This window comes from Rhizobium centroccidentale (assembly GCF_030182565.1).
Lineage (GTDB): Bacteria > Pseudomonadota > Alphaproteobacteria > Rhizobiales > Rhizobiaceae > Rhizobium.
On the sequence record NZ_JAQJCG010000002.1, the window covers coordinates 131,059 to 143,081 of the forward strand.

14 protein-coding genes are annotated in these 12,023 nt (G+C 59.0%); 10 read left to right on the forward strand and 4 right to left on the reverse strand.

What is annotated here, in order from left to right:
* Positions 1-55 precede the first annotated feature (55 nt).
* The 4 genes from PH562_RS02490 to PH562_RS02505 all read left to right on the forward strand — a co-directional run bounded on the left by PH562_RS02490 (position 56) and on the right by PH562_RS02505 (position 5,118).
* Positions 56-1,816 carry an ABC transporter permease gene (locus PH562_RS02490; protein WP_285171282.1) on the forward strand — a complete coding sequence of 587 codons (1,761 nt, stop codon included), beginning with the start codon at positions 56-58 and terminating at the stop codon, positions 1,814-1,816.
* 20 nt (positions 1,817-1,836) lie between these two features.
* Positions 1,837-3,168 (forward strand): ABC transporter ATP-binding protein, encoded by a 1,332-nt coding sequence (locus tag PH562_RS02495; RefSeq protein ID WP_285171283.1) that lies wholly within the window; start codon positions 1,837-1,839, stop codon positions 3,166-3,168.
* 231 nt (positions 3,169-3,399) lie between these two features.
* A complete protein-coding gene (locus tag PH562_RS02500) occupies positions 3,400-4,464 on the forward strand; it encodes a sensor histidine kinase (protein WP_285171284.1) in 1,065 nt (354 codons plus the stop codon).
* A gap of 3 nt (positions 4,465-4,467) precedes the next feature.
* A complete protein-coding gene (locus tag PH562_RS02505; RefSeq protein ID WP_285171285.1) occupies positions 4,468-5,118 on the forward strand; it encodes a response regulator transcription factor in 651 nt (216 codons plus the stop codon).
* 68 nt (positions 5,119-5,186) lie between these two features.
* Here the strand turns inward: PH562_RS02505 and PH562_RS02510 are convergent, their stop codons facing one another.
* The 3 genes from PH562_RS02510 to PH562_RS02520 form a co-directional block, all read right to left on the reverse strand.
* Positions 5,187-5,582 (reverse strand): nuclear transport factor 2 family protein, encoded by a 396-nt coding sequence (locus PH562_RS02510; RefSeq protein ID WP_285171286.1) that lies wholly within the window; start codon positions 5,580-5,582, stop codon positions 5,187-5,189.
* Between the two features lie 47 nt (positions 5,583-5,629).
* Positions 5,630-6,025 (reverse strand): hypothetical protein, encoded by a 396-nt coding sequence (locus PH562_RS02515; protein WP_285171287.1) that lies wholly within the window; start codon positions 6,023-6,025, stop codon positions 5,630-5,632.
* 317 nt (positions 6,026-6,342) lie between these two features.
* Entirely contained in the window at positions 6,343-7,131 is a 789-nt protein-coding gene (locus PH562_RS02520) for an XRE family transcriptional regulator (protein WP_285171288.1), read from the reverse strand.
* Between the two features lie 361 nt (positions 7,132-7,492).
* Between PH562_RS02520 and PH562_RS02525 the strand changes: the two genes are divergently transcribed.
* The 4 genes from PH562_RS02525 to PH562_RS02540 all read left to right on the forward strand — a co-directional run bounded on the left by PH562_RS02525 (position 7,493) and on the right by PH562_RS02540 (position 9,188).
* Complete coding sequence (locus PH562_RS02525) at positions 7,493-7,717, forward strand: hypothetical protein (protein WP_113230410.1); 225 nt, start codon at positions 7,493-7,495, stop codon at positions 7,715-7,717.
* Between the two features lie 75 nt (positions 7,718-7,792).
* Entirely contained in the window at positions 7,793-8,077 is a 285-nt protein-coding gene (locus tag PH562_RS02530; RefSeq protein ID WP_113230411.1) for a hypothetical protein, read from the forward strand.
* A 54-nt stretch (positions 8,078-8,131) separates the two neighbouring features.
* A complete protein-coding gene (locus PH562_RS02535; RefSeq protein WP_069612591.1) occupies positions 8,132-8,548 on the forward strand; it encodes a hypothetical protein in 417 nt (138 codons plus the stop codon).
* The gene (locus PH562_RS02540) at positions 8,523-9,188 is read left to right on the forward strand and encodes a DUF6362 family protein (protein WP_285171289.1); all 666 of its coding nucleotides are present in this window, start codon (positions 8,523-8,525) and stop codon (positions 9,186-9,188) included. Before PH562_RS02535 ends, PH562_RS02540 begins: the two co-directional genes overlap by 26 nt.
* A 31-nt stretch (positions 9,189-9,219) precedes the next feature.
* Here PH562_RS02540 and PH562_RS02545 read toward each other — a convergent pair whose 3' ends face one another.
* A complete protein-coding gene (locus PH562_RS02545; protein ID WP_285171546.1) occupies positions 9,220-9,897 on the reverse strand; it encodes a class I SAM-dependent methyltransferase in 678 nt (225 codons plus the stop codon).
* A gap of 310 nt (positions 9,898-10,207) precedes the next feature.
* On the opposite strand from PH562_RS02545, the gene PH562_RS02550 reads away from it, so the two are divergent.
* Positions 10,208-10,555 (forward strand): hypothetical protein, encoded by a 348-nt coding sequence (locus PH562_RS02550; RefSeq protein ID WP_095435328.1) that lies wholly within the window; start codon positions 10,208-10,210, stop codon positions 10,553-10,555.
* A complete protein-coding gene (terL, locus tag PH562_RS02555; RefSeq protein WP_285171290.1) occupies positions 10,512-11,996 on the forward strand; it encodes a phage terminase large subunit in 1,485 nt (494 codons plus the stop codon). The genes PH562_RS02550 and terL overlap by 44 nt, the downstream gene beginning before the upstream one ends.
* Positions 11,997-12,023: the final 27 nt, after the last annotated feature.

The following is a 12,023-nucleotide window of genomic DNA, read 5'->3' on the forward strand; positions in this document are numbered from 1 at the left end:
CAGCGCCATACGACCGCGCCCTGGCCGATAACATCCCGTTTCAAAGGGTTATTACATGGTTTTCCTTGCTAATGATCGACGCGAGCGTAGCGCCGTTGCTGCATTGGCCGCTTCGCGTATCTTGCCGAATGGCTATGATCTCGCTGCATTCGCCTTCATTGCGGCCGCTGCCTATCTCACACTTCATGGTATAGCCGAGATGCGCGCACCGCTGGCTGGCCTGTCCACGGCACCGCTGTCGCTGGATCCGGCCTATCTGCCCGAATACGCCTTGCGCACGACTTTGCGGATGATGGCTGCCATCGTTGCGTCCCTCATCTTCACCTTCGTCGTCGCGACGCTCGCCGCAAAGAGCCGCCGCGCCGAAAAGATCATCATTCCGGCGCTCGACATTCTGCAATCCGTCCCGGTGCTCGGCTTTCTGACCTTCACCGTGACCTTCTTCATGGGCCTTTTCCCCGGAAGCCAGCTCGGCGCGGAATGTGCTTCGATCTTCGCGATCTTCACCAGCCAGGCATGGAATATGGCTTTCTCCTTCTATCAGTCGCTGCGGACGGTTCCGCGCGATCTCGATGAGGTCAGCCGCGGTTTTGGTCTGTCGACGTGGCAGCGCTTCTGGCGGTTGGAGGCTCCCTTTGCCGCACCCGGTCTCGTCTGGAATACGATGATGTCGATGTCCGGCGGCTGGTTCTTCGTGGTCGCATCCGAAGCGATCACGGTGGGAAACACTACCGTGCAGCTTCCAGGTCTGGGTTCGTGGCTGGCAGTTGCCATCGACAAGCAGGATTTCGCCGCGGTGAGCTGGGCTGTACTTGCGATGGCGGTCGTCATCCTTCTTTACGACCAGCTGCTTTTCCGCCCGATCGTCGCCTGGGCAGACAAGTTCCGCTTCGAGCAGACCGCCGGGCAGCAGAAGCCGCGCTCCTGGGTCTATTCGCTGATCCGTCGCACGCGTCTTCTGAAATCCGTAACCACGCCTTTGGCCGCTGCATGGGGTCGGCTGATGCTCCTGCGGCTGTTGCCGGCCTCGCGTGCCGTCGCAAGAGAGCGAGGCGGGCAGCGAGCCGTCAGCTGGGCTATCGATATTGCCTGGTATGTGCTGATCGCAGTCATCGGTGCCTGGAGTATCTGGAATGCGGTTTCCTATCTCAGCCAGACGCTCTCTTGGGCCGATGTCTGGATCGCTTTTGCCGGCGGCTTCGTGACGCTCGTTCGCGTTATCGTTCTTATTGCGGTCGCCAGTGTCATCTGGGTTCCGATCGGCGTCTGGATCGGCCTGCGTCCCGCTGTTGCCGAGCGCGTCCAGCCTCTGGCCCAATTCCTGGCGGCGTTTCCGGCAAATGTGCTCTTTCCCGTTGCAGTGGTTGCGATCGTTGCGACGGGCGCTAGCCCGAACATCTGGCTGTCACCGCTGATGGTACTCGGCACCCAATGGTACATCCTGTTCAACGTGATTGCCGGCGCGAGTGCATTTCCTACCGATCTGCGGGAGGCGTCCTCGGTCTACCGGCTGCGCTCATGGACATGGTGGCGGCGCGTGATGCTGCCGGGAATATTCCCTTACTACATCACGGGTGCACTGACGGCGTCCGGCGGCTCATGGAACGCGAGCATCGTTGCTGAACTGGCGAGCTGGGGCAACACGAAACTCGAAGCCTTCGGACTGGGATCATACATCGCGAAAGCGACGGAAGCGGGCGATTTTCCGCGTGTCATCCTTGGTATCGTCGTCATGTCGATCTTCGTGACGCTCTTCAACAGAACGCTCTGGCGGCCGCTCTACGTCTTCGCCGAACGCCGCATGCGCCTCGATTAATTCAGATCGGAGAATCGAATATGGAAAACGCTGTCATCTCCAGGAAGACCGATATTGCAAGGAATGCGCCGCTGGTTCTCGCGAAGCAAGTGTGTCAGGCCTACCACAAGGGGGCATCCGGCTCGCTCGTCGTGCTCGAGAATGTCGATCTTCAGCTCTATTCCAATGAAATCGTTGGCTTGCTCGGCCGTTCCGGCTCCGGCAAGTCCACGCTGCTGCGTGCGATTGCCGGTCTGATCCGCCCGAGCAGAGGCGATATCACCTTCGAAGGCCGGCCGGTCGTCGGCCCCAACTCCGATGTCGCCGTGGTCTTCCAGAGCTTTGCGCTCTTTCCCTGGCTGACCGTGCTGCAAAACGTCGAACTGGGGTTGGAGGCGCAAGGTGTTGCCTCCTCCGAGCGGCGCAAGCGTGCGCTCGCTGCCATCGATCTCATCGGCCTCGACGGTTTCGAAAGCGCTTATCCAAAGGAGCTCTCGGGAGGCATGCGCCAGCGTGTCGGCCTTGCGCGGGCACTCGTCGTGCGGCCAAAGGTTCTGCTGATGGACGAACCCTTTTCGGCGCTGGACGTGCTGACCGCAGAAACGCTTCGCACGGATCTGCTTGATCTGTGGTGTGAGGGCCGGATGCCGATCGAGTCGGTGCTGATGGTGACCCACAATATCGAGGAAGCCGTGCTGATGTGCGACCGCATCCTGATCTTCGGATCGAATCCCGGCCGTGTGATTGCGGAGATCCATGTCGATCTGCCGCAGCCGCGCAACCGTCTCGATCCGGCCTTCCGCATGCTGGTCGAAGATATCTATGCGCGGATGACGGTGAAGACCGGCGCACCGACGCGCGAGGGCCTTTTCCCCGGTACCGGCATTGCCATGGCGCTGCCGCGCGTGTCGACCAATTTGATGTCCGGTCTGATCGAAACGGTCGCTGCCGAGCCCTATCGCGGGCAGGCCGATCTGCCGCCGCTGGCCACCCATCTGCATCTCGGCATCGATGACCTCTTTCCGGTTGCGGAAACGCTTCAACTGCTGCGTTTTGCCGATCTGGAAGGGGGTGACATCAAGCTGACGGCACCGGGATTGCGTTTCTCCGACAGCGATGTCGATGAACGCAAGAAACTCTTCGAGCAGCATCTGGCGACCTATGTGCCGCTGGCTGCGCACATTCGCCGCGTGCTCGACGAGCGGCCGACCCACCGCGCGCCTGCACGGCGCTTCCGCGATGAGCTGGAGGATTACATGTCCGAGGATTATGCCGACACCACTCTCAAGGCTGTTACGAACTGGGCCCGCTACGCGGAATATTTCGCCTATGACGAAAACGCTGATCTGTTCACGCTGGAAAACCCGAGTTGAAACCTTGGGCTGGAATGAATGCGGAAGCCTCGCCGCCCATTGAGGCGGTGACCGGCGCCATGGGATTCCAAGGTTTGATGGTCGCCAAGGCAGGGCTTAGCGCATCAGATCCTACGGATCGCCAGCTTTGGCGGCGCCGGAGAAAGCGGTTGTTGTTTTGGCGCTTCGGTTCAGGCAGTTTGCAGCTTCTGCACGCAATCTTGCGGAAGCCGTGATGCAGGGATGCAGGGAATGAGGCGGGAATTTCTGAAGTATCTTTTCGAGATGCCATTGCTTTGGCTCGGCATTACGGTCCTCGCTGCCCTCATTTTCGTCGGTGATACGATCACCGATCTGGAGATCGCCTTCGCCGTTCTTTATGTCTCGGTGATCCTGCTGGCGGTCTATTCCGGTCGAACCGGAGCTATCGCGATGGTCGGGATTACATGCGCCGCTCTGACCGTCATCAGCTATTTTTTGACGGGTCATGGCGCTTCGCAGGCTGGCCTGATCAACAGTACGCTTAGTCTGGTCGCGATCGGCGCGACCACTTATCTGGCAATCAGGATCGAAATGCTCGATGCCAGGGCGAGGCAGGCGCAATCGGAGCTCGCGCGCATGTCGCGTCTTATGATCGTCGGTGAGTTGGGCACATCGATAGCCCACGAAGTCAGCCAGCCGATCACTGCAATTGCCGCTAACGGCAATGCCGCGCTTCGATGGCTTTCGGCGACACCGGCCGATCACGACGAAGCCCGCCGTGCCATCGAGCGAATTGTCGCGGATGCGGGGCGAGCAGGCGATGTCATCGGCCGTGTCCGCGGGCTTGTGGCGCGCTCGTCGCCATCTAGCGACGCGATCGATCTGGTCGAGGCGATCAATGATGTATTGGAACTCGTCCGCAGCGAGATCCGTCGGAATCAGATTCGATTCCGCACCGAATTGGCGGGCGATCTGCCGTTGGTGGCTGGTGATCGCGTCCAGCTCCAGCAGGTGGTCCTCAATCTCGTGATGAATGCGATCGAAGCTCTGGCTGAGGTCGATGCGGAAACGCGCGAGCTGCTTGTCAGCGCTGCCGCGGGCGAACGGAAGGTGACCGTTAGCCTGCGCGATACCGGCAGCGGCATGCCGGCCGAAATGCTCGACAATATATTCGAAGCCTTTTACACGACCAAGCCGAAAGGCATGGGGATGGGGCTTGCTATCAGCCGGTCCATTATCGAAGCGCATGGCGGGACCATCTATGCTGCGCCGAATTTTCCGCACGGAGCCGTCTTCGGTTTCACCTTGCCGCTCGGCGGAAAGGTGAAGGGGTAGGGGATGCAGAGACAACAGTCGACCGTTTATGTCATCGACGACGATCCATCCGTGCGTGACGGACTGGACAGCCTATTGCGCTCCGTCGGCTACGATACGCGTGGCTTTGCGTCGCCGCGGGATTTCTTGGCGTCTCCCCGGCCCGAAGGGCCAGCCTGCATCGTGCTGGACGTCAGGATGCCGGATGCGAGCGGTCTTGATTTTCAGGATGAGCTTGCCCGGACGGGTTATGCGATCCCGATCATTTTCCTCACCGGGCACGGCGACGTGCCAATGTCCGTCAGAGCGATGAAAGCGGGGGCGGTGGAGTTTCTTCTAAAGCCGTTCCGGGAGCAAGATCTGCTTGATGCTATCAGGCAGGCGCTCGAAATCGATCGCGCCCGCCTGCGCAAGCAGGCGGCGGAGGTCGATCTTCAGGAGCGGTTTTCAACGCTCACATCACGTGAACGTGAGGTGATGGCGCTCGTTGCGCGAGGCCTCCTGAACAAGCAGATCGCCGCCGAGATCGGCCTCAGCGAAATCACCGTAAAGGTCCATCGCGGTCAGGCCATGCGCAAGATGCGGGCCGACTCCGTCGCCGATCTCATCCGGATGGCGGATAACCTCGGCCTCACAGACGGTAAAGCCAACGATACAGCGCCTGGGCTCCGCTAAACTTAGCGCATTTACCCCAGTCGCAAGGATTTCATGGCTTGCAAATGCGATGGCGCCGGGTTGTGGATTCAATCCTGCGAAACCGTGGGCGTTCCCTGGTGAAAGATCATCTGCCATCGCCCATCGATGCGCTGCCAGATCGAACTCCGTAAAGTATGCCGCTCCGGACCTCTCTCTCCAGCCTGTCGGATGCTGCGATAAGTGACGAGGACGGCATCCGGTGAGATCGGTCGAAAGGCATAGTCGCGGGAAATAATCGGCGGAGCGCCTTCTTCCGGTTTTTCTGCAGCCAGACGGGCGATTAGTTCATCTCTATCGTCGTGGACCGTTCCGGAGCTGCCGAATTCGACGAAGCCTTCCGCCAGCAGTTCCGCCACAATCGCCGGCGATTGCCGAATTTCGGGGAGATGCAGCTTCTGCTCCAGTAGGCGAATCTCTTCAAGGTCGTGTTGGGAGACGTCCATGGTCTCAGCAACCTCCATTTGGTGTTGATGCTCGGCTGCAATGGGCCTCAATGTGTTGCTGCAGGCATCTCCAGGTTTCTTTCCTGTCTGATCTTGTGGTTTTGATCATGGTCGGCTTGCCGGGATTGTTCCAATTCAATGGCAAAAAGCTCGGCGGCGTGACGGCCCGCCTGCGTTCTGTCGTCTTCGATGACGGCAGCTATCCGCCGAAACAATTCGGACTCGAAGCCGCCCGCGCTGTTCGAGACATTCGGCCGTGCAAGCCTTGCACCGCCATCCAATCTGATTGCCGAAACGTAGAACTCATCCTCGTAATCGGCTCCTGCCGATGTCAATTCAGCGCGCCCATATAATAACAATCCGGTTTCCCAACGATCGCATAGGCGGATGCTGAGCTCATCAAAAGGATATTCGCAGGAAAATTCCCGAGCATACACCGTCATTCTCCCGTCTTGGTGATCGACGATATCTCGGCAATACCGGTTCCCCTCAACGCCTCTGTCGGTGCGATGATGAAAGCATTCGGCTTTTTCGGCATGAATGACACTCTCCTTCGACGGCCCTGCGGCCTTTTCAATCGTTGCGCTTGGTACGTCCGGTTTCGCTGACTTCGAGCGAGATGCTATGCTTGCCCGGGCTCATTCCATACAGGACCAATGGCTCTTATCGAAATTGCCATTCAACACGATATATGTCAACATTATTTATGTTTATATTTGCGACTGGAACACCGAAGGTGTTTGTGGCCTATGTTTGCTTTCTATTTGCGGGCAATGTGGCCGCAGATTCTGCCGATAATGGTCAGTCGATCCAGCTCGACGGTGAAGGTCTCCAGGGCTGGATTGTCGGAAATGATCTTGACCTGGCCCGGATGGGTGAAGGGAACTCGCTGCAGGCGCTTGATCTGCGGTTCAGTATAGCCGTCGCTGATCGCGTAGACGGTATCGGTGGTCATTTGGTTCTGCGAGAGATCGACGATGACGCGATCGCCCGGCATGTAGGTGGGCTGCATGGAATCACCGACGACTTCCATGATGATCGTATGGTTCGGCGAAGCCTTTGCCTCGTTTCGCAGATAGCCGGTGGGAATAAGCCATTCCGCGACAATCTTGTGCCCGGCGACATTGCCTGAGCCGACGGGGAGGTTGATGACTTCACCGACGATGCCGCTACCGGCGCCAAGTTTGACGTCCACCTCCGGTGTTGCGCCTTCGATCTGCGGCTTCCAGTGTTCCCGGCTGTAGCTGAGCTCGTCGCCGCTCTCGGCAAATCCATCGTGATCCTGTTCGTCTGGATCGAATGACATGACGATGTTCGGTGCCGTGCGTGCGGTTTTGCGCAGGCCTTCGCCAGTCAGCAGATAGGCCGCGGTCGTACCGAATTTCTTCGCATAGCGATTGGCGACTTCGGCGCTGAATTCGTTCTGGCCGTTTTCATGCGCGCGATAGGTGGACAGGCTCACGCCCAGCGCTTCTGCCGCCTTTGTGGCTGATGGATAATTTGCGGCTTCGCGCGCCGCTCTCAGTCGTTCGCCCATGGATTTCTGCATCTTTTGACCCTTGCAAAATTTCCAACATAAATCATGTTGACATTGCGATTATTATCAACATAATTTGTGTTTATCAAGATGCCGACTGCGGAAAGCGCTTTTTGGCAGGTGAGCGGTCTGACGCGGTACGCGACAGACAATGTTTTGGAGGTGAAGTCATGGTCATAGGCAGCGGGAGCAGGAGGGCAGCTTCGCGGGCTGGATATTTCGACCGCTTCTGGGGGTGCCCAGGATGCTTCCGAATTCTGTCGATCGCGGAAATCATTGAGCTGCATTGTGAGAGTTGTGCTGTAGCCGTCGAGCCTGGGGAAATGGCTGAGGCAAAGCCTTTATCCGAAGCAGCTGACCAGGAGATGCTGCCATGATCGAGATGCTTCAGGGCCTTCTTGCTTGCATCGGCGCGGCGTTATTTTTCGCCGCTATGCTGATCGCAATAAAGTCCGTCATTTGGAAATCGCCAATACCATCCCCTGAGGATGGGGACTTCGGTGCTCCGGAGGGAGACCAAATTCATTTCCGCATTGTCGAAGCGCCCACGCTTGAGCCCAGAGACCCGGCACGGCCGACGAAGCAGCTCAGGCCGTAGGCGGGCACCGGAACGTTACAACTCAATGGGAAACTCTAGAAATAGACCCGGCCAAGCGAGCCGGGGGAGGTTGCTATGAACGAATTTCAAATCGGAACAGAAGCCGTTGCCGGCGGTCATCTCGGCTGGATTCGCAAGGTTCACCGGGCGACAAACGAGATCCTCCGCGATTGTCGAGGTGAACCGATTGTCTTTGCGACGCAGGATGCTGCGAAGGCTGCGGCGGGCGAGGCGATGGTCGCTTATCTCAATACGCCCATGCTGCGCGACGGAGCGCGGGTCGAAGCCCTTTCCAAGGCTGAGGCCTTCTTCAAACCCAAATCGGCCAAAATCGCCGGTGCGGCCGAAGGCGTCATGTGATCTCACAGGAATGGAAGAGGCATCAAATTCACCAGCGAAAGGAGTTAAACTGTCATGACCAAAGGCAGGCTAGACCTTCTTCTCGATGGGCTCGGCATCAAGCTGGTTCCCGTCCATCGGCGCCGCGCACCTGCGGAGAGTCACGCGCGCGGCACGATGCAGGAAATCCGAGGCCGCTACGGCGATGGCCATCTGGTCTTCGTTCTGCGATGCATCCGGCAGACTGGGAGCAATCGCGACGAGCTCTGGTCGGACACGATCGGCGCCGTGTCCGATGTTCTGGCGCAGCGCCAGGATTGGGCGCTGCAGCGTCCAGGTGATCTCTTGGGCGCCTTCGACGATATCGCGCTTGCCACATTGCGCACGGATGCGGTGGCGCGGCGGCCCTGGCCCGTTCGGGCGACATTGCGAACGCTGATTTATCAGGAATTGGAGAAACGACTTGATGCACCGGTCCGCCTTGCAGTTTGACGACCTGTCCCGTCGCGCGGCTGAAATCGCCGACTTGAGCCTGATCATCCGGGCGCGTTTCGTCGAGGCTGCCGATACGATGGTTCACCTCGATGTACGCGGCGTCCGGCCCGACAGGATGCGAACACTCTGGCCGGAGGTTTTGCCCGAGCCGATGGATCACGCCGATATCCGCATTCGCTATCGTCCGAGCGCTGCGGCGATCAGCCGGGCAGAGGAGGTCTTGCAGGAATGGCTGCGCGTTCATGTCGGGGACGAGGAGCGGCGTATCCTGCTTTCGCGATGGTCCATTTGCCTTGCCGCGCCTTATATTGCCGGTTCGTTTCGAGATTTCTGCGCGCGGACGGGGCGCGTCCGGCGCACCGCCGAACGGCGCATTCAGAGCGAATTCCAGACGCTTGCGAGTGTGCTTCTCGCTGCCTCGCCCATGCTGCAGGAGCCGGATTGGTCGCGCATATCGCCGATGATGCCGAATGCGCCTGGCGGGCTCGACCGGGTAAGGCCCAAGGTGCCTGAACATGAAACACATTGGCTACCAGATGATGCGCGGCCTGTCTTCGATGCGGAAAGTCCCGAACTTGCCGAACTGGCTAAACGACTGGAGCGCGGGAACCGCAGGCGTGCCAGGATGAAAGCCTAAGTCTTCGCAACGATGCGGTCCGAACCCGCAATCATTGTGATGCGCGGATATCTTCGATTGATGACTTGATTAACCCAAGCGCAAAGACGCCGGCTGAGCGAGTCTTTGTGGTGGCCTCGCCGAAGTCCGGGACCGTGTATTCTGCCAGCAAGCGAAGGCGCGATGTCGGCAGATGAACTCGCCATGGATCGCCGATCAGAATCATGATTTCCCGAGCCAGACAGCGATCCAGAAATGCGATGACGTTTCCCGCAAGCGCTGCTTCATAGAAAAGATCCCCGACGCATATGACGTCGACGTCAGGCGGCTCGCTTTTCGTCAAGTCGGCGAGTAGGGAATCGATCGTCACCTCATTGAGTGCGGCATTGAGCTCGATAGCTGCGATTGCATAGGGATCGACGTCGGCGGCATATACTTTCGCTGCGCCTGCCTTTGCGGCGGCAATCCCGACAATTCCCGAGCCGGCGCCCAGATCTAATACGCGGCGACCCGCCACACTTTCGGGCCTGTCGAGAAGATAACGGGCTAGAACCAGACCTCCTCCCCAGTAATGCGCCCAGTAAGGTGAGCCGAATTGCGGATCTTGTTCCGCAAGGCGCCGCAGCCCGCTTTGTGGGCCTGCTTTGCGCAGGCGAATGTCCGGGATACCGGGAACAGGCAGGACCGGGAGATTGGCGGCGATGAACCGCCGAATCCACTCATTGTTCATTGCATTATCCGAACCGCGATATTGTTGCCGCAGCAAACTCATGTGCCCAAGCAGATGGAACGAGGTAATCCGCTTCAATGCGTCGGACTGCAGATTGCGATATCTGCAAATAATTTCAAAGTGTTGTTTGCGACCTTCGTCAAAGCCCTCATTCCTTGCACGCTTGTCGGCCTTCAAGGGTGTCGCCAACTGTGACGAAATGGGGTATCTATTTTGACATGATGAGAACAGTTGCAGCGACGCACTGACGATCGCAAGCGTTGTGTTGAACCGCTTGTTTTCTTTCAAAATTCCATCGGAAATCTGAAACATGACCAATGCCGACAAGCCGGTCGCGCCGCGCAAACCGCGTGCGCGCCGTCGCAAGGCCGTTTCCGCCGACGACACGCCGCTTGATTACATGTTGAAAGTAATGCGTGACGATGAGGCGGATCAGAAGCGGCGCGATGAAATGGCAAAGATAGCGGCCTCCTATGTTCATCAGAAACCTAGCGAGCGCTCCGGCGCCGGGACCAAAGGAGGTCGCGGCGTCACCATCGACCTAACCAATGCCACGGATGAGCAGCTTGCGATACTTGAATCCCTCTTCGGTCCGCTTGCCGGATCCGGCGACGATGATGGCGGCGATACGGGAGGAGAAGGCGAGGCGAAGAGCTGAGCGCGAGCAAGCCGCGCATGCCAGGCAGCTTGCGATGGACGCGGAGCAAATTCGTGCCAACTGCCAGTCGTTGAGCGGGTTCGTGCGTGAGGCCTGGCACGTCGTCGAGCCTTCCGTTGACTATGTTCATGGCTGGCATATCGATGCCATCTGCCAACATCTTGAAGCAGTAACTTCGGGCGAGATTACCCGGCTGCTGATCAACGTGCCGCCGGGCACGATGAAGTCGCTTCTCTGCGGCGTGTTCTGGCCGGCCTGGGAATGGGGGCCGAAAGGCAAGCCGCAGCTGCGCTATCTCGGCGCCTCCTATTCGGAACATTACGCCAAGCGCGACAACAGGCGCATGCGAGACCTTGTTGCTTCTGAATGGTATCAGACGCTGTGGGGCGATCGGGTCAAGCTGACAAGAACGGGCGAGATGGCTTTCGCCAATAGCTGCATGGGCTCGCGGCAGGGTGTGCCGTTCTCCAGGTTGACGGGCGGTCGCGGCGATCGTGTCATCATCGACGATCCGCATTCCGTCGATGGGGCGGAATCGGAGGCCGAGCGCCTGTCCACGGTCCGCACCTTTCGCGAATCCGTCCCGACGCGGCTCAACGATCCTCAGCGCTCGGCAATCGTCGTCGTGATGCAGCGGCTACATGAGGCGGATGTCTCCGGTACGATCCTCGCGCTTGGGCTCGGCTACGAGCACCTGATGCTGCCGATGGAATTCGAGCCGGAGCGCCGATGCCGGACCTCGATCGGATTTGCTGATCCGAGGACGGAAGAGGGCGAACTGCTTTTTCCGCGGCGCTTTCCTCGTGCAGTGATCGAGCGGGACAAGATTCCGCTCGGCTCCTATGCGGTGGCCGGCCAGTTTCAACAGCGGCCTGCTCCTCGCTCGGGCGGCCTATTTCAGCGCAGCGATTTCGAAATCGTCGAAGCGCTGCCTGCTGGTGCAAAGCGTTGTCGCGCCTGGGATTTCGCGGCTTCGAAAGAGCGTCCCGGTCGCAAGCCAGATTGGACCGTTGGTCTACGGATGGCTTTGATCGATGGTATTTTCTATGTCGAAACCATCGCGCGCGGGCGCTGGTCGCCCGCCGAGGTGGAGCGCAATCTCAGGAACACTGCGTCGCAGGACGGGCCGACGGTGACGATCCGCATGCCGCAGGATCCCGGTGCAGCCGGCAAGGCTGATGCGGAAACCAAGATCAAGCTGCTCGCGGGCTTTCCTGTAAAAGCCATATCACCAACCGGCGACAAGGTGACGCGCGCCAAACCCGCCTCGGCGCAGGCCGAAGCGGGAAACGTCAAGCTTTTGCGTGGGGATTGGAATGAAGCATTTCTCGACGAGATCTGTGCCTTTCCGAACGGGCAGTTCGACGACCAGGTCGATGCCTTCGCCGATGCGTTGAACGAACTCGCGCTGAGCTCATCTTTCAGCTTCAGCAACTTCTAGGCTCGCTGGGCGAGCTTCTTCATCACA